General features: G+C 65.6%; 27 protein-coding genes. 10 read left to right on the top strand and 17 right to left on the bottom strand.

The window, feature by feature from the left end; all coding sequences use genetic code 11:
• Positions 1–10: 10 nt before the first annotated feature.
• From A7V84_RS08980 to A7V84_RS08930, 11 genes are all read right to left on the bottom strand, one after another.
• Complete coding sequence (locus A7V84_RS08980; RefSeq protein WP_063491784.1) at positions 11–946, bottom strand: beta-keto acid cleavage family enzyme; 936 nt, start codon at positions 944–946, stop codon at positions 11–13.
• A 174-nt stretch (positions 947–1,120) separates the two neighbouring features.
• On the bottom strand, positions 1,121–1,903 hold the full coding sequence (locus tag A7V84_RS08975; RefSeq protein ID WP_063491783.1) for an SDR family oxidoreductase: 783 nt from the start codon (positions 1,901–1,903) through the stop codon (positions 1,121–1,123).
• Positions 1,904–1,915: 12 nt separating this feature from the next.
• A complete protein-coding gene (locus A7V84_RS08970; RefSeq protein ID WP_025513197.1) occupies positions 1,916–2,206 on the bottom strand; it encodes a Dabb family protein in 291 nt (96 codons plus the stop codon).
• Positions 2,207–2,227: 21 nt separating this feature from the next.
• Entirely contained in the window at positions 2,228–2,989 is a 762-nt protein-coding gene (locus A7V84_RS08965) for an SDR family NAD(P)-dependent oxidoreductase (protein ID WP_025513198.1), read from the bottom strand.
• 32 nt (positions 2,990–3,021) lie between these two features.
• Entirely contained in the window at positions 3,022–3,747 is a 726-nt protein-coding gene (locus tag A7V84_RS08960; protein ID WP_025513199.1) for an ABC transporter ATP-binding protein, read from the bottom strand.
• Positions 3,734–4,471 (bottom strand): ABC transporter ATP-binding protein, encoded by a 738-nt coding sequence (locus tag A7V84_RS08955; protein ID WP_063491782.1) that lies wholly within the window; start codon positions 4,469–4,471, stop codon positions 3,734–3,736. The genes A7V84_RS08960 and A7V84_RS08955 overlap by 14 nt, the downstream gene beginning before the upstream one ends.
• Before the next feature lie 8 nt (positions 4,472–4,479).
• Positions 4,480–5,424, bottom strand: a complete 945-nt coding sequence (locus A7V84_RS08950) for a branched-chain amino acid ABC transporter permease (protein WP_025513201.1) — start codon at positions 5,422–5,424, stop codon at positions 4,480–4,482.
• Positions 5,417–6,280 carry a branched-chain amino acid ABC transporter permease gene (locus A7V84_RS08945; RefSeq protein ID WP_063491781.1) on the bottom strand — a complete coding sequence of 288 codons (864 nt, stop codon included), beginning with the start codon at positions 6,278–6,280 and terminating at the stop codon, positions 5,417–5,419. The genes A7V84_RS08950 and A7V84_RS08945 overlap by 8 nt, the downstream gene beginning before the upstream one ends.
• A gap of 52 nt (positions 6,281–6,332) precedes the next feature.
• Entirely contained in the window at positions 6,333–7,541 is a 1,209-nt protein-coding gene (locus A7V84_RS08940) for an ABC transporter substrate-binding protein (protein WP_063491780.1), read from the bottom strand.
• Between the two features lie 74 nt (positions 7,542–7,615).
• Complete coding sequence (locus A7V84_RS08935) at positions 7,616–8,491, bottom strand: NAD(P)-dependent oxidoreductase (RefSeq protein WP_063491779.1); 876 nt, start codon at positions 8,489–8,491, stop codon at positions 7,616–7,618.
• Positions 8,492–8,505: 14 nt separating this feature from the next.
• Positions 8,506–9,321, bottom strand: a complete 816-nt coding sequence (locus A7V84_RS08930) for an enoyl-CoA hydratase/isomerase family protein (RefSeq protein ID WP_025513205.1) — start codon at positions 9,319–9,321, stop codon at positions 8,506–8,508.
• Between the two features lie 144 nt (positions 9,322–9,465).
• Between A7V84_RS08930 and A7V84_RS08925 the strand changes: the two genes are divergently transcribed.
• The 3 genes from A7V84_RS08925 to A7V84_RS08915 all read left to right on the top strand — a co-directional run bounded on the left by A7V84_RS08925 (position 9,466) and on the right by A7V84_RS08915 (position 11,868).
• Positions 9,466–10,374, top strand: coding sequence for a LysR family transcriptional regulator (locus A7V84_RS08925; protein ID WP_038854503.1), 909 nt, complete (start codon positions 9,466–9,468; stop codon positions 10,372–10,374).
• 142 nt (positions 10,375–10,516) lie between these two features.
• Positions 10,517–11,221 (top strand): CoA transferase subunit A, encoded by a 705-nt coding sequence (locus A7V84_RS08920; RefSeq protein WP_025513206.1) that lies wholly within the window; start codon positions 10,517–10,519, stop codon positions 11,219–11,221.
• Between the two features lie 11 nt (positions 11,222–11,232).
• Positions 11,233–11,868 (top strand): CoA transferase subunit B, encoded by a 636-nt coding sequence (locus A7V84_RS08915; protein ID WP_063491778.1) that lies wholly within the window; start codon positions 11,233–11,235, stop codon positions 11,866–11,868.
• A gap of 32 nt (positions 11,869–11,900) precedes the next feature.
• Here A7V84_RS08915 and A7V84_RS08910 read toward each other — a convergent pair whose 3' ends face one another.
• On the bottom strand, positions 11,901–12,449 hold the full coding sequence (locus A7V84_RS08910; RefSeq protein ID WP_025513208.1) for a TetR/AcrR family transcriptional regulator: 549 nt from the start codon (positions 12,447–12,449) through the stop codon (positions 11,901–11,903).
• 196 nt (positions 12,450–12,645) lie between these two features.
• Here A7V84_RS08910 and A7V84_RS21090 point away from each other — a divergent pair, with 196 nt between their 5' ends.
• From A7V84_RS21090 to A7V84_RS08900, 3 genes are all read left to right on the top strand, one after another.
• On the top strand, positions 12,646–12,840 hold the full coding sequence (locus A7V84_RS21090; RefSeq protein WP_127070758.1) for a hypothetical protein: 195 nt from the start codon (positions 12,646–12,648) through the stop codon (positions 12,838–12,840).
• Positions 12,841–12,982: 142 nt separating this feature from the next.
• Complete coding sequence (gene nspC / locus A7V84_RS08905; protein ID WP_025513209.1) at positions 12,983–14,080, top strand: carboxynorspermidine decarboxylase; 1,098 nt, start codon at positions 12,983–12,985, stop codon at positions 14,078–14,080.
• 35 nt (positions 14,081–14,115) lie between these two features.
• A complete protein-coding gene (locus tag A7V84_RS08900; RefSeq protein ID WP_025513210.1) occupies positions 14,116–15,381 on the top strand; it encodes a saccharopine dehydrogenase family protein in 1,266 nt (421 codons plus the stop codon).
• A 46-nt stretch (positions 15,382–15,427) separates the two neighbouring features.
• Here A7V84_RS08900 and A7V84_RS08895 read toward each other — a convergent pair whose 3' ends face one another.
• Complete coding sequence (locus A7V84_RS08895; protein ID WP_063491777.1) at positions 15,428–16,690, bottom strand: Zn-dependent hydrolase; 1,263 nt, start codon at positions 16,688–16,690, stop codon at positions 15,428–15,430.
• A gap of 194 nt (positions 16,691–16,884) precedes the next feature.
• Here A7V84_RS08895 and A7V84_RS08890 point away from each other — a divergent pair, with 194 nt between their 5' ends.
• Together A7V84_RS08890 and A7V84_RS08885 are read left to right on the top strand one after the other, a co-directional pair.
• A complete protein-coding gene (locus A7V84_RS08890; protein WP_025513212.1) occupies positions 16,885–17,874 on the top strand; it encodes a Bug family tripartite tricarboxylate transporter substrate binding protein in 990 nt (329 codons plus the stop codon).
• 66 nt (positions 17,875–17,940) lie between these two features.
• Positions 17,941–18,498, top strand: coding sequence for a hypothetical protein (locus tag A7V84_RS08885; protein ID WP_025513213.1), 558 nt, complete (start codon positions 17,941–17,943; stop codon positions 18,496–18,498).
• Positions 18,499–18,518: 20 nt separating this feature from the next.
• Here A7V84_RS08885 and A7V84_RS08880 read toward each other — a convergent pair whose 3' ends face one another.
• The 4 genes from A7V84_RS08880 to A7V84_RS08865 form a co-directional block, all read right to left on the bottom strand.
• Positions 18,519–19,298: an SDR family oxidoreductase gene (locus A7V84_RS08880; protein WP_025513214.1), complete on the bottom strand. Its 780-nt coding sequence runs from the start codon at positions 19,296–19,298 to the stop codon at positions 18,519–18,521.
• 32 nt (positions 19,299–19,330) lie between these two features.
• Positions 19,331–20,266, bottom strand: a complete 936-nt coding sequence (locus A7V84_RS08875) for a 4-hydroxy-tetrahydrodipicolinate synthase family protein (RefSeq protein ID WP_025513215.1) — start codon at positions 20,264–20,266, stop codon at positions 19,331–19,333.
• Between the two features lie 41 nt (positions 20,267–20,307).
• Positions 20,308–21,528 (bottom strand): cystathionine beta-lyase, encoded by a 1,221-nt coding sequence (metC, locus tag A7V84_RS08870; protein WP_033535540.1) that lies wholly within the window; start codon positions 21,526–21,528, stop codon positions 20,308–20,310.
• Positions 21,529–21,687: 159 nt separating this feature from the next.
• Positions 21,688–22,650, bottom strand: coding sequence for a LysR family transcriptional regulator (locus tag A7V84_RS08865; protein WP_212760378.1), 963 nt, complete (start codon positions 22,648–22,650; stop codon positions 21,688–21,690).
• A 274-nt stretch (positions 22,651–22,924) separates the two neighbouring features.
• On the opposite strand from A7V84_RS08865, the gene A7V84_RS08860 reads away from it, so the two are divergent.
• Both A7V84_RS08860 and A7V84_RS08855 read left to right on the top strand, forming a co-directional pair.
• Positions 22,925–23,383 carry an Lrp/AsnC family transcriptional regulator gene (locus A7V84_RS08860; protein WP_025513218.1) on the top strand — a complete coding sequence of 153 codons (459 nt, stop codon included), beginning with the start codon at positions 22,925–22,927 and terminating at the stop codon, positions 23,381–23,383.
• Positions 23,384–23,562: 179 nt separating this feature from the next.
• Positions 23,563–24,543: a Bug family tripartite tricarboxylate transporter substrate binding protein gene (locus A7V84_RS08855; protein WP_025513219.1), complete on the top strand. Its 981-nt coding sequence runs from the start codon at positions 23,563–23,565 to the stop codon at positions 24,541–24,543.
• Positions 24,544–24,550: the final 7 nt, after the last annotated feature.

The following is a 24,550-nucleotide window of genomic DNA, read 5'->3' as shown; positions in this document are numbered from 1 at the left end:
GCGCCGCGGTTCAGAACTCGACCTGATCCCGGCCTTTGAGTTGCAGAATGGCGCGCGCCTCGTCCGGCGTGGCCGGTTGCAGCGACAGCCCTTCCAGGATGCCCCGGATGCGGCGCACCTGATCGGCATTGGACTGCGCCAGCTCGCCGGGGCCGTCCCAGAGCGAATCTTCCAGCCCCACCCGGACATTGCCGCCCAGGGTGGCCGACATCGTCACCAGCGGCGTCTGGCGGCGGCCGGCAGCCAGCACCGACCACACATAGTCCTCTCCGAACAACCTGTCCGCCGTGCGCTTCATCATCATCACGTCTTCCGGATGCGTGCCGATACCGCCACGGATGCCGAACACGGACTGGATCAGAAACGGCGGTTTGAGCAAGCCCCGATCGACAAAGTGCGCGGCCGTATACAGATGCCCGATGTCATAGCACTCGATCTCGAACCGCGTGCGGTTGCCGTTGCAGGCCGTCAGGATCTGCGCGATGTCCTTGAAGGTGTTCTTGAAGATCAGATCCTCGCTGCCTGCCAGATAAGGCTCCTCCCAGTCGTGCTGGAACTCCTTGAAGCGGCCCAGCAGCTCATACATGCCGAAGTTCATCGAGCCCATGTTGAGCGAGGCCACCTCAGGCTTGAAACGCAGGGCCGGCGCCATGCGGTCGGCCAGCGGCAGCACCGGCGAGCCGCCGGTGGTGATGTTGATCACCGCATCCGTTGCCGCCTTGATGCTCGGCAGAAACTGCGCATAGAGCGCCGGATCCTGGGTCGGACGGCCCGTGTCCGGCTCGCGCGCATGCAGATGCACGATGGCCGCGCCCGCCTCGGCCGCCTCGATGGCCGACTGCGCGATCTGATCGGGCGTCACGGGAAGATAGGGCGACATCGACGGGGTGTGCACCGAACCCGTGATGGCGCAGGTAATGATGACCTTGTTGCGGGGTGTTTTCATCGGCCTGGAACCTGAAAGTCCCGCAGCGCGGGACGGGTTGCTCAAAGGCCCGGCTGTCTCCTCCGGGGCCGACCCATTCTGTCCCATGGGCCTGGCCCTGTCACCTGAAGAGAAATTATCAATTGATAGGAAATCCGGTGCTGCGGCGCAACGAGAACGCCGCCCTCTTCTCCCTCAGGCAATGGCTTTGCTGGACGTCATGCCGCCATCGATGGTCACAATGACCCCCGACGTATACGCCGAGCGCGGCGAAGCCAGGAAAACGAACAGATCGGCCACCTCCTCCACATGCGCCGCCCGCCCCCGCGGCAACTTGGCCAGGAACTCACCATAGCGCGCCTCATCGCCCAGCTGATCGCGTGCGCGAAGGCGCAACATCTGCTCGATTCGCGCGGTGGCGACCGGCCCCGGGTTCACTCCCAGCACCCGGATGCCATCCCGCAGGCTGCGACCGCCCAGGGCGCGCGAGAACGCCATCAATGCGGCATTGCCGGTGGTGCCGGCGATGTAGTCGAAGTCATAGCTTTCGCCACCGCTGCCGATATTGTTCAGGATGACGCCCTGCCCGCGTTCGCGCATGCAGCGGTAGAAGGCCCGCGTAACGTCGATATAGCCCATCACCTTGAGTTCCCACCCAGCCCGCCAGCGCGTCGCATCCACGCTCCAGAGGTCACCGGCCGGAATGCCGCCGGCATTATTCACCAGGATATCCACCCCGCCCCAGGCGGCGGCCAGTTGCTCGGCGCTGCCCGGAGCCGTCAGGTCCCGGGCTTGCACGGCCACCTGCACCCCATACTGCGCCTGTAGTTCAGCCTGCAATGCCTGCAGCCCGTCGGCCGAACGGGCCACCAGTACCAGTTGGCAGCCCTCGCGCGCGAAAGCCCGCGCCAACCCGGCGCCGATCCCCTGCGAAGCGCCGGTGATCAATACCGATTTACCACGCAATCCCATATCCATGGCGGCCTCCCCTCAATCGTTGCAATCCAGTACCAGCAACGCCTCGCACAAGGCGTTCACACGCGCCTTGAGCGGGCCGTGCAAGGGTGCCGCCTGGTAATGATCGTGGGCCGCAGCATCCACGAAATCACCCACGAAGGCATGGGTGTAGGGGCCCGCGCGATCGGCCAGGTTGGTCACGAAACGCAGACGTATCACCCCCGGAAGTTCCCGTTCGATTTCCTCGCAGGCGCGCACCAGATAGGCGTGGTCGGCGGGGTCCAGCGCTACTTTGAACGCCACCATGACGACATGATGAAACATGCTATCGACTCCTCGGCGGCCTCAGGAAATCGTGAGCCCGCCGTCGACCGCCAGGATCTGGCCGGTCGTCGAGCGCGAATCGCCGCAGGCGAGAAACAGCGCCGTACGGGCGATGTCTTCCGGCTGCACCAGTCCGAATAGCTGCCCCTGCAGTGAGCGGACCGTCACGCCGTCGTCCTGCAGCAGCTTCAGCACCCGCTCGGTCGCCGTCGCGCCCGGCGCCACTGCGTTGACCCGGATGCCCTGGGCTGCGTACTCCACCGCCATGGAGCGAGTCAGGGCGCTCACGCCGCCTTTGGCGGCCGTGTAGGCATCCTTGCCGTGGGTGCCGATGAGCGCAAAGATGGAGGTGCTGTTGATCACGGAGCCGCCGTGGCCGGCGTCGATCATGGCCTGGATGCCGTAACGGCAACCCAGCCAGGTGCCGAACAGATCCAGCTTGATCTTGTCCCAGAACTCCTGCACCGGCGTCTCCGTGACCCGCCCGTCGCGAACGGTCGAGCCGCCGGCATTGTTGTACAGCACATCAAAGCGGCCATAGGCCTGCAGCGTGCCGCGAACAGCCTGCTCCACGCTGTCGGCATCCGTGACATCGGTGGCCACGAAGCGGGCCTGCGGACCGCCCTGGCGCGCCACCAGGGCCACCGTTTCCTCACCGGCGGCCGCATCCCTTTCGGCCACCACCACCTGCGCCCCCTCAGCGGCAAACAACAACGCGCTGGCGCGTCCTATCCCTGCGCCGCCTCCCGTGATGAAGGCAACCTTTCCTTCCAATCGGCCCATGTCCGACCTCCTTGATCGTCGATGTCTACGTGTCAGATGCCCAGATAGGCCTTACGTACCGCTTCGCTGCTGGCCAGCTCGGCCGCCGGGCCACGCAGCTCGATCTCGCCGCGCTCCAGGATGAAGGCGTCATCGGCGATATCCAGCGCCATCTCGGCGTTCTGCTCCACCAGCATGACGTCCACGCCATCGCGGGCGATGTCCTGGATGATGCCGGCGATGGTGTCCACGATGGCCGGGGCCAGACCGATGGTGGGTTCGTCCAGCAACAACAGCCGTGGCTTGGCCATCAGGGCACGTCCGACCGCCACCATCTGCTGCTGCCCGCCGCTGAGGCTGCCGGCCTGGGACTTCAGACGCGTCTTGAGGGCTGGAAAGCGCTCCAGCACCGTCTCCAGACGCGCTTGGATGGCTTGGCGGTCGGTCTCCAGAAACGCCCCCAGCTCCAGGTTCTCGCCCACGGTCATGCCCTTGAAGAGCCGCCGGCCCTCGGGCACCAGCACCAGCCCGCGCGCCACCAGGGCATCCGGGGCCATGCCGGTGATGTCCTCGCCGTGATAGCGGATCCGTCCGCCCGACGGCGCCACCAGGCCGGTGATGGCCTTCATGATGGTGGATTTGCCCGCGCCGTTGGAGCCAACGATGGTGGCGATCGAACCACGCGCCACCGTGAAACTCACCCCATTGACCGCCGGCACGATGCCGTAGCGCACTGCCAGCCCCTCGACTTCCAGCGCGCTGCCCTTATTGCCGTTCATGCTTCTTCCCCAGATAGGCCGCGATCACATCCGGATTGGATTGAATCTCCTGCGGCGACCCCGACGCCAGGAACACCCCGTAGTCCAGCACCACGATGCGGTCGCAGATATCCATCACTGCCTTCATGTTGTGCTCGACCAGCAGCATCGAAATGCCGTACTCCTCGCGCATGCGTCGGAAGATCTTCAGCACCGCCCCCACCTCCGTCTGGTTCAACCCGGTCAACGGCTCGTCCAGGCACAACAGCCGGGGACGCGCGGCGAAGGCGATCGCAATGCTGACCAGCCGCTGCAGACCATGCGACAGGTTGCCGGCGATTTCATCCAGCACCTCGCTCAGGCCCATCAGCTCGGCCGTCTCGCGCACCCGGGCATCCCGCTCGGCCGGGTTGCGCGTGGAGGCGAAGGTGCCGACCACGATGTTGTCGTAGACCGTCATCTCGCGCAGCATGCTGTCGTGCTGGAAGGTGCGCACCAGACCGCGCCGGGCGATGCGCGCGGCCGGCAGCCCGGTGATGTCTTCGCCCAGGAAGGTCAGACGTCCTCCCGAAGGCTTGTAATAGCCGCTGACCACGTTGAAGGTGGTGCTCTTGCCCGCACCGTTGGGGCCGATCAGGCCCAGGATCTCGCCACGGCGCACCTCGAAGCTGAGATCCTTGACCGCGACCAGCCCACCGAAACGGCGGCTCATGCCTTCCACATTAAGAAGAATTTGCGATTCCATCATTCACCTCAGGCCTGTGGCTTGGTCAGGGCATTGACTTTGGCCACACGCGGCCTGAACCAGCGCCCCAGCCCGATCAGCCCGCCCGGCATCAGCAACACCGACAACACGATGGCCGCGCCGTAGAAAATATGCTCGTAGGGACCAAAGCTGAGCGCAAACTGCCCCAGCAGCGTCAGCACCACAGCCCCCACCACGGCCCCCATCAGGCGGGCCTCGCCGCCGACCTTCAGGTATGCCAGCGCATAGACGGCCAGCAGGAAGCCGAAATCACCCGGGCTGATCACGTTGTTGGCAAAGGCCAGCAGTCCGCCGGCCAGGCCCGCCACCAGCGAGGCGATCGCCAGGCAGGCCACCTTGGCCATATGCACGTTGATGCCCACCGTCTCGACCAAGGCGTCGTTATTGCGGATGGCGACGATGACCTTGCCGAAATCCGAGCGCTCCAGCCACCACAACCCCCACAACAGGGCCACCACGATGGCCACGGTGAACGCCGGGTACCAGCCGTCCAGATAGGCCGGCGGGAAGATCCCCACCAGGCCCGAGCTGCCGCCGATGGCCTCGGTCTTGGTGTAGATCATGCGCAGCACCTCGGTGAAAGCAAAGCTGATCAGCATGAAATACGGGCCCTTGGCGCGCAGGGTAATGGTGCCGAACACCACGCTGACCCCTCCTGCGAACAGGCCGCCGGCCAGCAGTGCCACCCAGAACGGCCACTCCAGGTTCACCGACGCGACCCCGGCCATGTAGGCGCCCAGACCGACAAAGCCGGCCACCGCGAAGTTCAGTTCGCCGATCAGGGTCACGAAGCGGAAGCTGGCCGTGATCAGCACATTGATCGCCAGCCACAGCGCCAGGCTGGCCGCCAGGCCGCCGCCCTGCAGCAGCGCGGCCGCCAGCAGGACCACGGCGATCGAGGCCGCGGCCGGCAGAGAATAGGATTTAGCCATGACCGAGAATCCCCTTCGGACGGACAAGAAGCACAAACATGGTCAGGGCGAACATGGTGATGGTCGCCCAGGTCGGGTCGAAGTAATAGCCGCCCACACTCTCGATCACCGCGATCAGCACACTGCCCAGGATGGCGCCGGGAATGCTGCCCAGCCCGCCGATCACGATGGCAATGAAGCCGCGGATCAGGTAGTCGTTGCCGATGATGGGGCTGGACACCGTCACCGGCGACAGCAGCACCGCCGCCACGGCGGCCAGCCCGGTTGCGATCAGGAACCCGATCAGCGCGATACGGCGGTAAGGGATCCCCTGCAGCATGGCGGCCTCGTGGTCCTCGGCCACTGCCCGCAAGGCCTTGCCCAGACGGCTGGAGGCGATCGTCCAGCACAGGGCCCCCGCCACCAGCAAGGCGCAGCAGGTGATGACCAGCCGCTGCAGCGTGATGTAGGCGCCCAGCACATTGACGGTTCCCTCGATCAGGGTGGGCAGGCGGCTGGGCACGCCGCCGAACAGCTCCAGGAAGATCCCCTGGAGCAACAGCGACAGTCCCACCGACACCACGAAAGAACCTGTCATGTCGCGCTGGAAGCGCTTGAGCGCGAACTTGTAGATCACGCCCCCCAGCAGCAACGTGCAGGAAATGCCCAGCACGGCGCTCAAGGCATAGGTGGCCACCAGCGGCACGTTGGCGCCCAGCAGCACCGGCACCAGCACGCCCATCACCAGCAAGGGCAATGTGAAGAACTCACCATGCGTGAAGTTGACCATACGCATGACGCCGAAGATCAGCGTCAGGCCCAATGAGAACAGTATGTAGGCCGCAGCAATCTGCAGACTGTTCATGAGTAATTGCATGTAGACGTCCAACGTGTCTCCCCCTGTTATTCCATGCCGTGGCGCATCAGGCTCAGCGCTTCGCGTCCAGGCGCTGCTGCAGCTCGGCCGGGATGACTCGCTCGACCTCGACCAGCTTGCCGTCCTGGATCTGCGTGATCATGATGGGCACCAGCATCTGCTGCGGCGCGCCATAGGTCGCCGCACCGCCAAAGGCCGTCTTGCCATAGGACGTGTCAAAGACGATGGTCGGCATCACCTTGAGGATCTGCTCCGGATCGATGCTTTGAGCCGCTTCCATGCCCGCCTTAAGGGCATAGACGGAGTCATAGGCCGACAGCTGCAGCGGGTTGAGCGATTCGCCCACCGCCTTCTTCATGCCGGCGTCCAGCTCGCGCTGCTTGGGCGTGGCCTGCTGGCCGGCGTAATCGCCCGAGAAGCCCATGTAGACCCCGTCGGCCGCCTTGCCGCCGATGTCCACCAGCTGCGCCGCTCCCGTGCCGACCGGCTGCACCTTGACGCCATCCCAGCCCAACACGCCCAGCTCACGGAACACCACTCCGGCATCGGCCGGCGGCGTCACGCCCAGGTCGATCACGTCCGGCCGTGCTGCGGCCAGCTTCTGCGCGATGGGCTGGAACTGGGTCGTGCCGCGCTCGTACCAGTTGACCGACAGCACCTTCACTCCCAGCTTCTCCCAGGCTTCGCGCGCCACCGGCTCGGTTTCCTTACCGGTCGCATCATTGGGGTTCAGCATGACCACGGTCTTGATCGCCGGGTGTTTGTCTTTCACGTAGACATACAGCGGGTCCAGGATCTCGAACGGCGTATTGGCCTGCGTCAGCGTGTAGGGCTTGCTTGGCCCCTTGACGGTCTTGCCCCAGGCCGAGGTGAACAGGATCACCTTGTTGCGCTCGGTCAGCGACTGCAACGCCAGGATGGGCGCGGTGCCGATGCTGCCGACCACGTAACGCGACTTGTCGCGATTGACGATGTTCTGCGCTACCTTGGTGCCTTCGGCCGCGTTGTACTTGTTGTCATAAGCGCGGACATCGAAGCGATAGGTCTTGTCACCGACCTTCACGCCGCCGGCGTCATTGATCTCGCGTGCCGCCTGCTTGGCGGTCCATTCCTGGCCCAGGCCCCAAGTCGCCGCGGCGCCCGACATCGGCGCTGAAATCCCCAGGATCAGGGTGTCGGTGTTCTGAGCCTGCGCAGCGCCCCCGGTCAGGGCTGCGCCCAGCCATGCGGCCGCCAGGCACGCTTTCTTGAAGTGCATCATGGTGTTATCTCCTTCCGTTATGGATATCGTTATTGCCGGTCCGCACCGGCTTGCGGCATCGTTGCGATGCCGGGTCAGGCTGGCCGCCCCGCCGTCAGCCAACGGCCAGGCGCCAGAGGGTCTGCTTCGTCCACATAGGCCGATATGCGTTGCAACAAGCCGAGATCCCGCCCCTCGGCCAGCGCCAGCGCCAGATGCAGGTCCTTGGCGACGATGCGATGAATACCCTGGAATCCCGCCTCATCCGGCACCCAAGCCCGGTACTGCGCCCGCGCCAGCTCCGCATCGGCGGTCAGAAAGTTCAGGCCGGTGCTCACCGACAGAATCGGAGCGAGCTGCTCCAGGGACACGCCATGCGACTGCGCCAGCTCGATCGCCTCGGCGGTCAGGAACATATTCGCCACGCACAGCATGTTGTTGATGATCTTGACCACCTCTCCCGCCCCCAGCGGGCCGCAGGGAAACAGATGGCGTCCCATGGCGCGCATCAGCGGTGTGGCCGCCTCGATATCGGCAGGCTCACCGCCCAGCAGCACCGTCAGCGTGCCTTCCTGTGCGCCCACCACGCCTCCGCTGACCGGCGCATCCAGCAGCCGCGCGCCTGCGCTGGCAAGCGGCGCGCGCAAGCCCTGCAATGTCTGGGGCAAAGTCGTGCTCATCATGCACACCAGCAGTTCATGCCCGGGCTCGATCGCACCGGCCAGTCCACCCTCGCCCAGCAAGGCCGCCAGGATCTGGGCGTCGTTGGCCAGCAGCACCACCACCGCATCGGCCTGCGCGCAATCGGCCACCCGGTCGCTGGCCGGTACGCCCAGTGCGGTAAAGCGCGCCAGCACGGCCGGATCGCGGTCACACACGCGGACCGCGAATCCGGCGGCCTTCGCCCGCAAAGCCATCGGCCCGCCCATGGCACCGGCGCCGAGAAACGCCACCGTCTTGATCGTCCTCATGCCTGCGGCTCCGCTCAGACGGCCAGATCGGGATCGAAGCGCGCCACCCGCTTCTCGCGCAGCGCCAGCACGCCCTCCTTGGCTTCCGGGCTGCCAAACCCCATGAACTCCAGCGCCAGCGAGGCATCGAAGATCGGGCCGGCCTGACGCAGCCAGTTGTTCAGGGCGTACTTGGTCCAGCGCATCGCGCCCGGAGCGCTGTCGGCCAGGCGCTGTGCCACTTCCAGCGCTTTATCCTGCAGTTCGGCATCGTCCACGCACAGGGACACCAGACCCAGCGCCTCGGCCCGCTCGCCATTGACCGGCTCGCACAGCATCAGGTGATACTTGGCCTTGGCCATGCCGCACAGCAGCGGCCAGACAATCGCGGCATGGTCGCCAGCCGCCACCCCCAGCTTGGTATGGCCATCGACAATGCGCGCCGAGCGGGCTGCGATCGAGATATCGGCCAGCAGGGCCGCCACCAGGCCGGCACCGACCGCCGGGCCATGGATGGCCGAGACGATCGGCTTGGAGCAGTTGATGATGTTGTAGACCAGGTCTCGGGCCTCGCGCCAAACCCGTGCTCGCGCCTTGAAGTCGTTGTTGATCTCATCAAGCATGTCGAAATCACCCCCTGCCGAGAACGCACGCCCCGCCCCCCTGATCACCACCGCGCTCACCTGCGGATCGGTGTCGATGTCACGCCAGACTTCCGCCAGTTCGGCATGGCCACGCGCATCCAGCGAATTCATGCGCTCAGGGTTGTTCAGCGTCAAGCGCAGCACGCGCTCGGCCGGACGGTCGAATTCAATGGCCGTATAGCCCTGGTAGCGTTGCTCCTTCGTCATCCTCATCTCCTTATTAGGCGTTGGCCGCAAGGGCTTGCTCGCACTTGCAGGCCGGGGTGGACCGCAGGCGCAATTGTGCGTTCGGCCCTGCCGGTATCAAAGATCACCGTTGCACCCTTACTGTGCACTGATGCACAATGCGACATGGAAGCACATCCCGAATGGAACGACCTGCGGGTTTTTCTCGCCGTGGCCCGGCTCGGCACCATTTCCGAGGCTGGCGAAAAACTCGGCATCGACCACTCCACGGTCTCGCGCCGCATCGACAGGCTGGAAAGCACTCTGCGCGTGGTGCTGTTCGACCGCCGCCGCAGCGGCTACACGCTGACCGATGCGGGCCATGCCCTGATCCCCCACGCCGAGCAGATGGAGAGCGCACTGCTGGCCGCCGTCGAGCAAAGCCTGGAGGGGGCCGACATCATTCAGGGCAACGTGCGGGTCGGCACGCCGGAAGCCTTTGGCGTCCACGTGCTGGCGCCCCAGCTCCAGCCGCTGCGCGACAAACATCCGGGCTTGCGCATCGAGCTCATGGCCCAGCCGCAATTTCCCAGCCTGGTCACCCGCGAGGTCGAGATCCTGGTGACGCTTGATCCGCCCGAGATGGGGCGCTACAAGGTCGCCCGCCTGGCACAGATCGAGTATTTCCTATATTGCTCGGCCAGCTATCTGCGCCGCCATGGCCCGATCCGCGACCTGAACGAAGTGCCCCAACATGATTTCGTGGACTACATCCACGATGGCTCCGTCAGCGAGCGCTACCGCGTGCTCGAAGAGCTGGTGCCCCACCCGCGTCGCAGCTTTACCTCCAACAGCGTGTTGGCGCAGCGCGCCGCCGCCGTGGCCGGCCATGGCCTGGTGATGCTCACCCCCTATGTCGCCAACAGCCGCGATGGCGATCTGATCAGCGTCTTCCCCAATCGCCCGCTCATCACCCGCAGCCTCTGGATCGCAGCTCCCGAAGATCTCTTGCGCATCAAGCGCTACCAGTTCGTCTGGCATTACATTCGCGAACTGATGTCACGCCAGACCGAATTCTTTCATCCGCCGACCTGAGCACCCGGCCTGCTTTCCCCTGACCTTATTGTGCAAATATGCACAATAAGGTTGCGACGCGTCTGTTTCCCGGCAGGGATCGAGTCCCTAGTATTCGAACGATCGATACCCGTTACTCAAACCCCTTCACTCCGGTGAGCGAATGACAAAACTATTTGGAGACGCGGCCGCCGCCCTGAGCGGCGTGCTCAAAGACGGCCAGACCCTGGCCGTGGGCGGCTTTGGCCTGTGCGGCATCCCGGCCAGCCTGATCGAAGGCGTACGCGCCAGCGGCGTGCGCGACCTGACCTGCATCAGCAACAACGCCGGCGTGGATGACTTCGGGCTTGGCCTGCTGCTGCAGACCCGCCAGATCAAACGCATGATCGCCTCGTACGTGGGCGAGAACAAAGAGTTCGAACGCCAGTACCTGAGCGGCGAACTGGAACTGGAATTCACCCCCCAGGGCACGCTGGCCGAGCGACTGCGCGCCGGCGGCGCCGGCATTGCCGCCTTCTTCACCCGCACGGGCGTGGGTACGGTGGTCGAGCAAGGCAAGGAAACACGCACGTTCCGGGGCCAGACCTACATCATGGAAGAGGCGCTCACCGCCGATATCGCGCTGGTCAAGGCGCAACGCGCCGACCCCAGCGGCAACCTGGTGTTCTCACGCACGGCGCGCAACTTCAATCCGGACGTCGCCATGGCCGGCGGCATCACCATCGCGGAGGTCGAAGAGCTGGTGCCCGAGGGCGCCATCGATCCCGACGCCGTGCATCTGCCCGGGATCTTCGTGGACCGCATCATCGTCGTGCCCGACCCCGAGAAACGCATCGAACGCAAGAGCTTTCGCGTGCGCCCTGCCTGAGGAGAGAAACCATGTCCTGGACCCACGAACAAATGGCTAGCCGCGCAGCACAGGAGCTGCATGACGGCGATTACGTCAATCTCGGCATCGGCTTGCCAACCCAGGTGCTGCATCATGTGCCGGCCGGTCTGAAAGTCTGGCTGCAATCCGAAAACGGCCTGATCGGCATCGGCCCGCCCCCCTACGAAGACGAGATCGACCCCGATCTCATCGATGCCGCCAAGCAGACCGTCACGCTGACGCCAGGCGCCTCGATATGCGCCTCATCGATGTCTTTCGCGATGATCCGCGGCGGCCATATGGATCTGACCATCCTGGGCGCCATGCAGGTCAGCGCCCAGGGCGACCTGGCCAACTGGATGATCCCCGGCAAGATGGTCAAAGGCATGGGCGGCGCCATGGACCTGGTCGGCGGCGCCCGCCGCGTGGTGGTGCTGATGGAGCACAACACCCGCGATGGCGGCATGAAAATCATGGAGCAATGTTCGCTGCCGCTCACGGGCAAGCACGTGGTGGACCGCATCATCACCGACCTGGCCGTGATCGATGTCACCGACGACGGCCTGCTGGTGCGCGAACTGGCGCCCGGCGTCAGCGCCGAAACCCTGCGGGCCCGCAGCGCCGCTCCTCTGCGGTTCGCCCACTGACGCGCGCCGGGCCGCCGGCCCGGCATCCTGCCTCAGGCGGCTTGCGCGTCGGCAAAGGCGCGCAGATCCTCGAAGATCTCTTGCCACAGGGGATCCGACATCGGAAAGCCGGCGATGTCGCGCATGAAGAACATGCCCTCGACCGCCAGAAACGCGATGCGCAGCCGGCGCGCCTGGGGCGTATGCGCCGAGAAGTCGCCGATCCGCGAGGCATACCATCGCGCCATCACGCCGTCGGTAGCATCGGAGCCGACCAGCGCGGCCAGCACGGCCGCCAGGCGCGAGCGGGTTTCCGCCGGTTCATTCACCGTGATGTCGATATGGCCCAGCACCCGCTCGCGCAACGACGGGGCGGCTGGCAGGCCCCGCTCGAAAAGGCTTTTTTCCTTGCGCAGCCAGCGCTCCAGCAAGGCTTCGATCATGGCCTCGCGAGTGTGGAAAATCGATTGCACGCTGGACTTCGGCAGGCCGGCGGCTTCCGCGAGTCCTCCAAACGAGATTGCCGCCGCCCCTGCATCCGAAATCAGGTCTTCGGCAATATCCAGCAAGCGCTCCCGATCTATGGTGCGAGGTCTGACCATCTAGGCTTCCAAATCCTGTTATGATACGATCATATGATAACGCTCCGGCGTCTTGGCGCGTGCCTGCCCATCGCAGTTTTTCCGGGCGCCGAGACACCCCCGCAGCCGTCTGTGCTGCATGTGCTGCCCCTGGCGCACCGCTATTGAAATGCCGACCCTGACAAGCCAGGGTCCGTCACTGGTTGGAGAGGACGCTATGAATCGTGTCGCCCTCTTCCAATTGGGGATCGTTCCAGTATCGCTGAACTCTACCCAAACGGAAGACAGTATTTTCGTGCCCGGCACGCGAAGTCCGTTCGCGCCGATGACGCGTAATCTGACTCTGGCCTCGAAGAAACCCAGTACCTGGGTTTCGGCATTTCCGCCAACCGCCGATCGAATGCCGACCTGAGGCCTGACCGCCTCAGCCTGTCGCCGCCCTGATCGCGCCTGCGGCGCCTGACTCCCGTTCGTCTCCGCAGGCAGTTTTCCATCCTTTTTCCAACACGCTGTGCGCTCGCCCTTGCGGTCGTTGTGCGCTGCCCAGTCACGCCATGTTGAAGACGCCTTACTACCTTATCGATAAAAGCGCCTTGCTGCGCAACCTGGACGTCGTGCGCCAGATCCGTGAAAAATCCGGCGCCAAAGTGCTGCTGGCCCTCAAGTGCTTCGCCACCTGGAGCGTGTTCGACCTGATGCGCGAGCATATGGACGGCACCACCTCTTCGTCGCTGTTCGAAGTGCGCCTGGGCCGCGAGAAGTTCGGCGGCGAAACCCACGCCTACAGCGTGGCCTATGCCGAGCACGAGATCGGCGACGTGGTCGCCCATGCCGACAAGATCATTTTCAACTCGCTGTCGCAACTGCAACGTTTCGCCCCCAAGACCAGCGGCGTGCCGCGCGGCCTGCGCCTGAACCCGGGCATCAGCGCCTCGGGATTCGATCTGGCCGACCCGGCGCGCCGCTTCAGCCGTCTGGGCGAAAGCGACCCGCAGCGCATCGCGCAGGCGCTGCCCATGATCAATGGCTTCATGATCCACAACAACTGCGAAAACCGCGACTACGCACGCTTTGACAGCCTGCTGTCGGAGGTCGAGGAGCGCTACGGCTCGCTGCTCACGCACGTGGACTGGGTCAGCCTGGGCGGCGGCATCCACTTCACCGAACCCGGCTACGACCTGGATGCCTTCTGCGAGCGGCTGCGCGGTTTCTCCGAGAAGTACGGCGTGCAGATCTACCTGGAGCCGGGCGAGGCCGTGGTCACCGGAGCGGCCACGCTGGAAGTCACCGTGCTCGACGTGATGCGCAACGAAAAAGACCTGGCCATCGTCGATGCCGCCACCGAAGCCCACATGCTCGACCTGCTGATCTATCAGCTCAGCGCCCGCGTGCATCCGGACACCGGCCCGCATCGCTACGTGATCTACGGCAATACCTGCCTGGCCGGCGACATCTTCGGCGAGTTCAATTTCGAAGCGCCGCTGCAGCCCGGCTCGCGCATCTCGATCCAGGATGCGGCCGGCTACACGATGGTCAAAAAGAACTGGTTCAACGGTGTGCGCATGCCTGCCATCGCCATCCGCGAACTCAATGGTGAAACCCGACTGGTGCGCGAGTTCAGCTACCAGGACTACGTAGACAGCCTCTCCTGACGGGCTGGCTACATTTGATTGAAGCGAGGTCAAAGATGAAACGAAACGTCCTGATTATCGGTGCCGGCGGTGTCGCGCACGTGGTGGCGCACAAATGCGCCCAGCACAACGGAATCCTTGGCGATATTCACGTCGCGTCACGAACGCTGTCCAAAGCGCAGGAAATCGTTCGTTCCGTCCATGACCTGGGCAGTCTGTCGGGCCCCGGCGTCATCCAGGCCCACACCGTCGATGCGCTCGACGTGCAGGCCACGGCCGCGCTGATCCGCGCCACCGGCTGCGAGATCGTGGTGCAGGCGGGCACCTCGTTCCTGAACATGTCGGTGCTGGCTGCCTGCATCGAAACCGGCGCGGCCTACATCGACACTGCCATCCACGAAGATCCGATGAAGACCTGCGAAGCGCCTCCGTGGTACGCCAACTACGAGTGGAAGCAGGCCGACGCCTGCGCGGCCGCCGGCGTGACGGCCGTGCTGGGCGCGGGTTTCGATCCGGGCGTGGTCAACGCCTATGCGCGACTGGCGGTCGACGAGTACTTCGACGACGTCAGCTCGATCGACATCATCGACACCAACGCGGGCTCGCACGGCAAGTACTTCGCCACCAACTTCGATCCCGAGATCAACTTCCGCGAATTCACCGGCACCGTCTGGTCGTGGCAGCAAGGCCAGTGGCAGCAGAACCGCATGTTCGAGAAGCGGCATGTGTGGGATCTGCCCGTGGTCGGCAGCCAGACCACCTACCTGACCGGCCACGACGAGCTGCATTCGCTGTCGACCTACCTCGACGTGCCCAACATCCGCTTCTGGATGGGCTTCAGCGATCACTACATCAACGTCTTCACCGTGCTGAACTCGCTTGGCCTGCTCTCCGAGCAACCGGTGCGTACGGCCGAAGGCCTGGAGGTGATTCCTCTGAAGGTGGTCAAGGCCGTGCTGCCCGACCCCGCCTCACTGGCCAAGACCTATACCGGCAAGACCTGCATCGGCGACCTGGTGCGCGGCACCAAGGACGGCCAGGAACGCGAGATCTTCATCTACAACATCTGCGACCACGAACAGGCCTACCAGGAAGTCGGCAGCCAGGCGATTTCGTACACCGCCGGCGTGCCCGCCACGGCGGCCGCGATCCTGATTGCCAACGGCACCTGGGACAACAAGAAGATGAACAACATCGAACAGCTCGCGCCGCGCCCCTGGCTGCAACTGCTCGAAACGATGGGCCTGCCCACCCGCATCCGCGACGCCCAGGGCGATCGCAGCCTGTTCGCATCCAGCGAAGCGCATCAGAAGGTGGCCTGAACGACCTGCGGCCTGCGGCCTCTGCACGAGGCTGCAGGCCGGCCGGTCAGTCACGCGCGCGAAAGTCGCGCAGAAAGGCCGCAAACACCTCGGCGGCGAGCTGGGCATCTTCGGCCGTGATGGTCTCGGCCGGGTTGTGGCTCACGCCGCCATTGCCGCAGCGCACGAACAGCATGGCCACATCGACGATGCGATGCATCACCATTGCATCGTGGCCCGCCCCCGAGGGCAGCTCGCGCACCGGCAGCCCCGCGCCCGCCAGCGCCGCACCGAACTGATCCATCAGCCAGCGCGCGCAAGGCACGCTGGCCACCGGCGGCACCGGGTCCAGCGCCAGCTGCACGCCTCGCCGCGTGGCGATGGCCCGCATGCCTGCCAGCACGTCGGCCACGGCGGCTTCGCGCACCGCATCCTGGGCGGCGCGGATATCGATCGAAAACCGGCACAGCCCGGGAATCACGTTGCCCGAGCCGTTGGGCACCTGCAACTGCCCCACCGTACCCACCAGACCGGTCGACTCGCTGCAACGCGACTCGATCAGCAACAGCATCTCGGCCGCGGCTACCGCCGCATCCTGGCGCATGCCCATCGGCGTGGTGCCGGCGTGGCCTGCCATGCCGGTCACGGTAGCGATGAAGCGGTTGTTGCCGGCAATGTGCGTCACCACGCCCAGCGCCCGTCCCTCGTTCAACAGCACCGGCCCCTGTTCGATATGCAGCTCCACGAAAGCCAGCAGGTCCGCCGGATCGACCGCGGCGGCCTGCAGGGCGTGAAGATCGCCCGCCCCGGGCAGGCCGCTGTCGGCCAGCGCCTGCGCCAGGCTGATGCCGTCGGCGTCCTGGCGCGCCAGCAGGGCCGGATCGAACGCGCCGATCAGCACCTGGCTGGCCAGAAAACTGGTCTTGAAACGCAGCCCCTCCTCTTCCGAGAACGCCACCACGTCCAGGTGATAGGGCAGCCGCCGGCCAGCCGCATGCAGCGCGCCGGCCACCGCCACCGGCAACAGAATCCCCAGGCGGCCATCGAAGCGACCGCCATCCTGCACGGTGTCGAAGTGCGATCCCGTCATCAGCACCCGTGGCTCGGCCACGGCCGGGTCGGCCTCGTAGCGGCCGATGACGTTGCCGATGGCATCGATGCGCACAACCAGGCCCGCCGCTTCCATCCAGCGCGCCAGCTGAGCCTGCGTGGCGCGGTGCGCCGGGCTCAGGTAGGCACAGGTCAGGCCGCCCTCCATGTCGGAGTGGCGGGCCAGCGCCTCGGCCTGCTCGACGATGGACTGGCCAAGAGAAGCGGGGAGCGTCGTCATGGGGGAGTTCCGGGTCAGGGGTGAAAAGGAAAGCAGGGCAGCCCGCCCCACAAAAAAGACATGGTAAACCCCTGCCGCCGCCCATCCTCCTGGCGTTTACCCCCTGGCCGGGCGGCGGGATAGGCTATCGTTGCGCAGGCGCACCCCGCGCCTGAACCGTCACACCCACGATGACGGCCTGACAAGGAGACATCATGCAAGCGTTTCGCCCCTTGCTTTCACGCCGCGGCTTTCTTGGCGCGCTGACCGCCCTGGCGCTGTGCGCCGGCCCGGCCGCCGCCCAGAACACATTCCCCGACAAGCCCATCCGTTTTATCGTGCCCTACTCGGCGGGCGGCACCACCGATCTGGTGGCCCGCACGGTGGGCGGCCACATGGCGCAGACCCTGGGCCAGCCCGTCATCATCGAGAACCGGGGCGGCGCCGGCGGCAACATCGGCATGGATGTGGTGGCCAAATCCGCCCCCGACGGCTACACCGTGGGCATGGGCGCAATCTCCACCAATGCGCTCAATCCGCATCTGTACAAGAGCATGCCCTTCGACCCGCGCAGCGACTTCACGCCCATCGGCATGCTGGGCAACTCCACCATCGTGCTGGAAGTCGGCCCCGCGCTGGACGTCGGCAGCGTCGATGCCTTGCGTGACTATGCCCGCCAGCACCCTGGCCTGGCCTACTCCACCGCTGGCGCCGGCACCTCCATGCACCTGGCCGGCGTGCTGTTCGGCCAGCTGAGCGGCACCGAGTGGACCCATGTTCCCTACAAAGGCAGCGCCGCGCTCATCACCGACCTGATCGGCGGTCAGGTGCCGGTCGCCTTCGACAATCTGCCGGCCTCGCTGCCCCACATCAAGGCAGGCAAGCTGCGCGCGCTGGCCGTGGCGGGAGCCGAACGCTCACCCGCCCTGCCTGACGTCCCCACGCTGGCCGAAGCGGGCCTGCCCGGCTATGCCGTCGAACCCTGGTTCGGTGTCTACGCCCCGGCCGGCGTGCCTGCCCCGGCCGTGCAACGACTCGAAAGCGCATTGCAGGCCGCGCTGGCCGACCCGGCCGTCAAAGAGAAGCTGCTCGCGGCAGGCTTCTCGCCACGCGCTTCCAGCGCCGCCGAACTGGGCACGCTCACCGCGAGCGAGTACGAACGCCTGGGCAAGGTCGCGCGCGACGCCGGGATGAGCCTCGATTGAAACCTGGCGGGCGGGCCCGGCCCGCCCGCCGCTACAATCCCGGCTTTGTCTGCGGTGCATCGATTCATGATTTCCTGGCCTAACCGGCTTGCCACGGCTGTCGGGCTGCTGTGCGCCACCAGCGCCCTGGCGGCAGATATCTCCAACCCGCCCGGCCTGCTGCTGGAGACCCGCCTGTGCCAGACCCCGTCGACCTTGATCCCGGCCCTGCAGGGCCGCCTGGACATCCCCGAGCCCGCCGCGCTGGCCGATCTGGTCGAGCGCATCCTGTGCGCCCCTTCGGATGACGGCATGGGGCAGCTCAGCCCCGAGCGCTTCGCGGAAAACGCCGCCGACCCCTTCAGCACCGGCCTGACCTTCTACCAGGGCATGCAGACGCTGGGCCAGTGGCCGCTCGACGACGGCCAGGCCTGGCCGCGCGCCGAAGCCTATTTCTCCACGCTGGGCCTGATGGCCGGCAGCCCGATTCCCGGCGCCTCCTTGTGGCAACGCCCGGCAGCCGGCCAGGTACGTGTCTGGTACGCGCCCTTTCTGCGCGCGCCCAGCGACGCGGTCACGCTCGACTTCCGCTACCGTGATGGCCGCTGGCTCTGGACAGCCGCCCATAACTCGGCCCGCATGTAAGGCCGGCGCGCCCGCTGCGCTCAGTACGTGCCCGGATACGCCCCGCCGTCGATCAGGATGCTCTGGCCACAGATGTAGCCGGCCTGCGCGGCGCAGATGAAGGCGCACAGCGCCCCGATCTCATGGGCCTGGCCATAGCGCCCGGCCGGGTTGTTCGTGCCGCGCTCTTCCCAGAGTTCATCGAAACTCTTGCCGCCCGGCTCCAGCATGCCCTCGATATGACGGCGCTGTGCGTCGGTGGCGAAGACCCCCGGCAGCAGGTTGTTGATGGTGACGTTGTGCCGCACGGTCTGGCGCGCCAGACCCGCCACGAAGCCCACCAGGCAGGAGCGCGCCCCGTTGGACAGCCCCAGCTCAAGCTGGGGCGTCTTCACACTGCGCGAGACGATGTTGACGATGCGCCCGAAACGGCGCTCCATCATGCCGTCGACCACACGCCGGATCATGTCGATCGGCCCCAGCGCCATCGCATCCAGCGCGCCGTGCCAGTCGGCCTGGGTCCAGTTGCGAAAGTCCCCCGGCAGCACGCCGTCGGCATTGTTCACCAGGATGTCCGGTGCCGGACAGGCGGCCAGCACCGCCTCGCGCCCGGCATCCGTGGTGATATCGGCGGCGACATGGCGGACCTGGGTGCCGGTGGCCGCCGTCATCGCCTGCGCGGCCTCGGCCAGCACGCTTTCAGTGCGCGCGGCAATCACCACATTGACGCCTTCACTGGCCAGCTGCTGGGCGCAGGCGCGCCCCATTCCCCGGCTGCCGCCGAACACGATGGCGTGCCGGCCCGCGATTCCCAGATCCATACCGTGTCTCCTCCTTGTGTCGTGAGCCGGCCTCAGGCGGCCTTGAGCGCGGCCGAGCTCCAGCCGTACTTCTTGTCCAGGCCCAGTTCCTTGACCACGCGCAGGCCCTTGAGCAGCGGCTCGCCTTCCAGGCCGCGCAGGGGCTTGCGCAGTTCGCCGGCCGGCAGGCCCACTGCCTTCATGAGCGACTTGATCGCCACCGGGTTGATGGCCGAGTAGGAGTAGTGCAGCAGTTGCAGATTGCGCAGATAGGCTTCGCGGAAGCTGGTACTGACTTCCGGCGAGGTCCAGGGCTTGGAGATCTCGGTCATTTCAGCCGGCGCGATGTTGCCGGTCATGTTGGCCGTGCCGTGGCCGCCCAGGCTCATGGTCGGCACCACCAGACCCAGGTTGGGCGAGTCGCAGCACATGACCGACACGTCGGGGGCACCGTAGAGCACCTGGGCCACCTGGCCCACGCGCGTGGTCGACTCTTTGTGCACCACGTAGTTGGGGTGCTTGAAGATGCGCAGCAGCTGGTCCCAGTGCAGGTCGCTCTTGACGCGCGGCGGGTTGTTGTAGATGCCCAGCGGCAGATCGGTGGCGTCGGCGACTTCCAGGAAGTAGCTCTCGATATCGGACTCGGAAGCGCAGATATAGGCCGGCGCCGCCAGGATCGCGCCATCGGCGCCGTTGGCGTGCGCGAAGCGCAGGTAGTCTTTGGTGGTCTCGGTGTTGTTGCCCGTGCAGCCGTAGAAGAGCTTCATCTTGCCGGTCTTCATCTTGGCCGTCTCGACGATGATGGTCTCGCGCTCTTTCTGCGACAGCATGGACACCTCGCCGGTGGACCCCATGATCAGCACGGCGCTGGTGCCGTTGTCTTCCTGAAAGCGCAGCAGCTCGCGAAAGGCCTCGAAATCGGCGCTGCCGTCCTTGTTGAAGGGCGTGATCAGGGCCACGAAGGAACCGTTGATTTTCATTTTGCTCATGTTTATCTCCTCGAAGAATGACGATGCCGGCCGCTGCCGGCTCAGGCGTTCTGGCGCGCAGCTTCGGGCTGCGCGGATGGTGAAAGGGAAGCGCGCGCAGCCATGACGGTCAGGGCCTGACGCAGGTCGTCGATCAGGTCTTGCGGGTCTTCCAGCCCGATATGCATGCGGACCGCGCTGCCCTGGTAGGGCCAGCGCGCGCCGTGGTGCTCGCCCGGGGTGAACGGGATGGCCAGGCTTTCATACCCGCCCCACGACACCCCGATGCCGAAATGCTGCAAGGCGTCGACGAAGGCCGCCACGGCCTGCGCGTCGCGGGTTCGCAGCACGACGGAAAACAGACCGCAGGCGCCGGAATAGTCGCGCTTCCAGAGCGCATGCCCGGGGTGCGAAGGCAAGGCCGGGTGCACCACGGCCTCGACCTCGGGCTGCTGCTCCAGCCATTGCGCCACGCGCAGGCCCGATTCCCAGTGACGCTGCAGCCGCAGCCCCATGGTGCGCAAACCTCGCAGCGCAAGAAAGATATCGTCCGGCCCTGCCGTCTGCCCCATGTCCTGGGTGGTCTGCTTGACGCGCGCCCAGGTCGCCTCGTTGCAGGTGACCACGCCCAGCATGGCATCGGAATGGCCCACGATGTACTTGGTGGCGGCATGGATGGAGACATCCACCCCATGCGCCAGTGGCTTGAAAAAGAGTGGCGTGGCCCAGGTATTGTCCATCACCACGAAAGCGCCCTGCGCATGCGCCATACGGGCGATGGCAGGAATATCCTGGATTTCCAGCGTCTCGGAGCCCGGAGATTCGACATACACCACGCGCGTGTTGGGCTGCATGAGCGACCGGATGTCCTCGCCGCAGGCCGGGTCATAGACCTGCACCTGCACGCCGAAGCGGCGCAGCACCCGATCCAGAAAGCTGCGGGTGGGCGAATAGGCGCTGTACGACACCAGGATATGGTCGCCGGCCGACAGCAGCGCCGTCAGCGCCGTGACGATGGCCGCCAGCCCGGAAGGAAACACCAGCGAGCCCCGGCCGCCCTCGAGCTGCGCCATCGCCTCTTCAAAGGCATGCGCGGTGGCGGTGCCGAAGCGGCCATAGGTGGTCGCGCCCGGTTCCTCGGCGGCACGCGCGCGCTTCATTGCCTCCCACTCGGCCATGGAGCCGGCCAGAATCGTCGAGGCTCGGCAGATCGGCGTATTCACCAGGCCCCCGAACCGCTCGGGGTGGCGGCCCGCGCCGACCAGCTGGGTATTTTCCTTCATAGACTTCCATCTCCGCGAAGAAGCGTCCGGCGCTCCTGCCGCAACCGGTTCGCCACTGGGGTTTGACGTAGTCTAGGGGGACGGGTGGTGAATATTTTTCGATTCTATCGGGGGCCGGGCGGAAAAAAGAGAATGTTTATCTCCGCCCGGCTGCCCGCCTCACGCGCGGCGCCTGGCGCTGCGGCTGGCGATCCAGCGTGCCGAGCGCGCATTGACCGTGGTGGCCAACAGTTCCAGGCAGAGTTTATGCAAGGTGCGCACGAAGGGATTGGCACGCAGATAGGCCGCTTCGCCGAAATAGATGGGAATCTTGGGTGCGTTGCTCAAGGCCATGCACTGCAACCCGGTATCCGACTCCTCGATGCACCAGCTGGGCAGCAGCGCGAACCCGATGCCCTCGGCCACGCAGCGCTTGGCGCTGGCGCTGGTCGAACTGGACACCACCACCGCCGGCTGCTCGTTGCCCACCGACAGATAGTCCACCGCGATATTGCGCAGCATCTGGCCCGGCTCGTGCGCCACCAGCGGCCGGCCCCGCGCCCATTGGGGCACCGAGGCGACATCCTTGGGCGGCGTCCAGCTCGCGGGGAACACCAGCGCCGGCTGGTAATGGCAGATCACGCGCTGGGGAATCACCGTTTCGCCGAAATAGCGCTCGCTCAGGCAGACATCGAGCGAGCCGCTGCGGATGAGTTCCGGCAAAGACACGTCGCGCTCGTAGCCCACCACCTCGACATTCGGATGGCGGCGGCGGAACTCCTTGAGCAGCGGCGGCATCAGGTAGAAGAAGATGGCCTGCGGCATGCCGATGCGAATCACCGGCCGCTCCTTGTCGATCAGATTGGCCAGCCGCATCAGGATGCTGTCGAACTCCGGCTCCAGCAAGCGGTACAGACTGGTGCCGCGCGGCGTCAGGGCGATAGACTTTGAACCCCTCTCGGTGACCACCAGCTTGTCGCCGACCCGCTGCTCCAGGCGCCGGATATGGTTGGCCACCGACTGATACGAAATATTCAGCCGGCGCGCGGCAGCCGAGTACGTGCCTTCGCGAGCCGCCAGAAAAAACGTCTGCATCAAGGTGAGGTCGACTTCCTTGATGGCCGCTCCGCTGCCAACCGACATATAAGAATTCCCATAATTCAGCGCATATGAATTATATGGTCGCCACCCGGGCCTGCCTATAACATGCCCTTCAGGTGGATGCCCCAGCGCATTGCCGGCACGCCGTGCCCACGGCGTCACTGCCCGGCCACGACTGTCACGGCAACCGCCCCATCCGCCCGCGCCGCCTCCCGGCGGCCCTGGCGGGAGCGCTCGCGCTCGAACACCGAATCAGGCCCGAAGATACGGGCCAGTGCGGGCCCGGCCAGGCCCGGCAAGGAGGAACAGTGCCCTTATGGACAAGAAAGACCGCAGCATCCTGGCGCTGCTTCAGGCAGACGCGCGCCTGTCCAACCACGAAATCGCCGAGCAGGTTCACCTCTCTCCCACTGCCTGTTGGAAACGCATCCAGCAGATGCAGCAATCCGGCCTGATCCGCCGCCAGGTCTGCCTGCTGGACAGCGCCAAGGCGGGCCTGGGCCTGACCGTCTTTGTCTCCATCAAGACCAGCCACCATGACCTGCAGTGGCTGAAAAAATTCTCCGTGGGAGTGCGCGACATCCCCGAGGTCGTCGAGTTCTACCGCATGACCGGCGACACCGACTACCTGCTCAAGGTGCTGGTGCCGGACATCGCGGGTTTCGACCGTATCTACAAGAAGCTGATCCAGATCGCCGAGCTGTTCGATGTGAGCTCCAGCTTCGCGATGGAGGAAATCAAGTACACCACCGCGCTGCCGCTGGACTACCTCTGACACGCCAGGCTGATCGACGCCGTTGCGAGGGTGAATATTCTTTCGTATCGGCGCCGGCGCACGCGCAACAAGGAAATAAATTTCACCCCTGCCTCTCTTACGCTCTGAGTTTCTGCCTGCGCTGTGCGCCGCACCCCGGCCGCGCGCGTTTTTGACCTGTTCGACAAAGGATCACGACTATGGACGCCGTTCGCCGCAATCTCATCGCTGCCGCGCTCGCCTGCGCAGTACTCCCCCTGGCCCACGCCGCCGAGACCGACTACCCCTCGCGCCCCATCACCATCGTGGTGCCGCATGCCGCGGGCGGGCCGGTCGACAGCGTCGCCCGCCTGTTCGCCGAGAAGCTGCGCGGCGAACTGGGCCAGAACATCATCGTCGAGAACCGCGCCGGCGCCTCCAGCATGATCGGCGCCGACCACGTGGCGCGCTCGCCGGCCGACGGCTACACGCTCTACATCAACGCCTCGCTGCACTCGATCAACCCGCTGCTCTACAAAGACACCATCAAGTACGACGCGGTCAAGGACTACGCGCCCATCGCGCTGCTGGCGCAAGGCCCGCTGGTCTTCCTGGTAAACCCGGCGGTCAAGGCCACCACGCCCAAGGCCTTCGCCGACGAAGCTGCCGCCGCCCCGCAGAAAGTGACCTTCGGCACCGGCGGCTTCGGCGCGGCCGACCATCTGGCCTCGGCCTATTATCTGCACGAGATCGGCCAGAAGAACATCCCGATCGCGCTCTACAAAGGCGGCGCGCCTGCGCTGCAGGACCTGATGGGCGGCGCCGTCACGGCCAAGATGGACCCCATCCTCACCGCTCTCCCGCTCGTCAAGGCCGACAAGGTGCGCGCCCTGGCCGTCACGGGAGCCACCCGCAGCCCGCAGCTGCCTGATGTGCCGACCATGCGCGAAGCCGGCTACCCCGACTTCGAATTCTCCAGCTGGTACGGTTTCTGGGCTCCCGCCAAGGTGCCGGCCCCGGTCATCGACAAGCTCACCAAGGCCACCGAGCGCATCATGGCGACGCCGGAAATGAAGTCGCGTCTCGAAGGGCTGGGCTTCTCGGTAGACTATCGCAAGCCCGCCGACTTTGCCTCCTTCATGGCCAGCGAAACCGATCGCTACCAGAAGATCATCGACTCGGCAGACATCAAAGCCAACTGATCCCCAA

Source organism: Bordetella trematum (assembly GCF_900078335.1).
Classification (GTDB): Bacteria; Pseudomonadota; Gammaproteobacteria; order Burkholderiales; family Burkholderiaceae_B; genus Bordetella; species Bordetella trematum.
The sequence above is the reverse complement of the archived record's forward strand: the minus strand, read 5'-3'. Positions and strand labels throughout refer to the sequence as shown.

Excerpts from the sequence above, each read along its gene's own strand:
- A7V84_RS08980 (WP_063491784.1), bottom strand. The coding sequence starts at position 946 with ATGAAAACACCCCGCAACAAGGTCATCATTACCTGCGCCATCACGGGT.
- A7V84_RS08975 (WP_063491783.1), bottom strand. The coding sequence starts at position 1,903 with ATGGATATGGGATTGCGTGGTAAATCGGTATTGATCACCGGCGCTTCG.
- A7V84_RS08970 (WP_025513197.1), bottom strand. The coding sequence starts at position 2,206 with ATGTTTCATCATGTCGTCATGGTGGCGTTCAAAGTAGCGCTGGACCCC.
- A7V84_RS08965 (WP_025513198.1), bottom strand. The coding sequence starts at position 2,989 with ATGGGCCGATTGGAAGGAAAGGTTGCCTTCATCACGGGAGGCGGCGCA.
- A7V84_RS08960 (WP_025513199.1), bottom strand. The coding sequence starts at position 3,747 with ATGAACGGCAATAAGGGCAGCGCGCTGGAAGTCGAGGGGCTGGCAGTG.
- A7V84_RS08955 (WP_063491782.1), bottom strand. The coding sequence starts at position 4,471 with ATGGAATCGCAAATTCTTCTTAATGTGGAAGGCATGAGCCGCCGTTTC.
- A7V84_RS08950 (WP_025513201.1), bottom strand. The coding sequence starts at position 5,424 with ATGGCTAAATCCTATTCTCTGCCGGCCGCGGCCTCGATCGCCGTGGTC.
- A7V84_RS08945 (WP_063491781.1), bottom strand. The coding sequence starts at position 6,280 with ATGCAATTACTCATGAACAGTCTGCAGATTGCTGCGGCCTACATACTG.
- A7V84_RS08940 (WP_063491780.1), bottom strand. The coding sequence starts at position 7,541 with ATGATGCACTTCAAGAAAGCGTGCCTGGCGGCCGCATGGCTGGGCGCA.
- A7V84_RS08935 (WP_063491779.1), bottom strand. The coding sequence starts at position 8,491 with ATGAGGACGATCAAGACGGTGGCGTTTCTCGGCGCCGGTGCCATGGGC.
- A7V84_RS08930 (WP_025513205.1), bottom strand. The coding sequence starts at position 9,321 with ATGACGAAGGAGCAACGCTACCAGGGCTATACGGCCATTGAATTCGAC.
- A7V84_RS08925 (WP_038854503.1), top strand. The coding sequence starts at position 9,466 with ATGGAAGCACATCCCGAATGGAACGACCTGCGGGTTTTTCTCGCCGTG.
- A7V84_RS08920 (WP_025513206.1), top strand. The coding sequence starts at position 10,517 with ATGACAAAACTATTTGGAGACGCGGCCGCCGCCCTGAGCGGCGTGCTC.
- A7V84_RS08915 (WP_063491778.1), top strand. The coding sequence starts at position 11,233 with ATGTCCTGGACCCACGAACAAATGGCTAGCCGCGCAGCACAGGAGCTG.
- A7V84_RS08910 (WP_025513208.1), bottom strand. The coding sequence starts at position 12,449 with ATGGTCAGACCTCGCACCATAGATCGGGAGCGCTTGCTGGATATTGCC.
- A7V84_RS21090 (WP_127070758.1), top strand. The coding sequence starts at position 12,646 with ATGAATCGTGTCGCCCTCTTCCAATTGGGGATCGTTCCAGTATCGCTG.
- nspC (WP_025513209.1), top strand. The coding sequence starts at position 12,983 with ATGTTGAAGACGCCTTACTACCTTATCGATAAAAGCGCCTTGCTGCGC.
- A7V84_RS08900 (WP_025513210.1), top strand. The coding sequence starts at position 14,116 with ATGAAACGAAACGTCCTGATTATCGGTGCCGGCGGTGTCGCGCACGTG.
- A7V84_RS08895 (WP_063491777.1), bottom strand. The coding sequence starts at position 16,690 with ATGACGACGCTCCCCGCTTCTCTTGGCCAGTCCATCGTCGAGCAGGCC.
- A7V84_RS08890 (WP_025513212.1), top strand. The coding sequence starts at position 16,885 with ATGCAAGCGTTTCGCCCCTTGCTTTCACGCCGCGGCTTTCTTGGCGCG.
- A7V84_RS08885 (WP_025513213.1), top strand. The coding sequence starts at position 17,941 with ATGATTTCCTGGCCTAACCGGCTTGCCACGGCTGTCGGGCTGCTGTGC.
- A7V84_RS08880 (WP_025513214.1), bottom strand. The coding sequence starts at position 19,298 with ATGGATCTGGGAATCGCGGGCCGGCACGCCATCGTGTTCGGCGGCAGC.
- A7V84_RS08875 (WP_025513215.1), bottom strand. The coding sequence starts at position 20,266 with ATGAGCAAAATGAAAATCAACGGTTCCTTCGTGGCCCTGATCACGCCC.
- metC (WP_033535540.1), bottom strand. The coding sequence starts at position 21,528 with ATGAAGGAAAATACCCAGCTGGTCGGCGCGGGCCGCCACCCCGAGCGG.
- A7V84_RS08865 (WP_212760378.1), bottom strand. The coding sequence starts at position 22,650 with ATGTCGGTTGGCAGCGGAGCGGCCATCAAGGAAGTCGACCTCACCTTG.
- A7V84_RS08860 (WP_025513218.1), top strand. The coding sequence starts at position 22,925 with ATGGACAAGAAAGACCGCAGCATCCTGGCGCTGCTTCAGGCAGACGCG.
- A7V84_RS08855 (WP_025513219.1), top strand. The coding sequence starts at position 23,563 with ATGGACGCCGTTCGCCGCAATCTCATCGCTGCCGCGCTCGCCTGCGCA.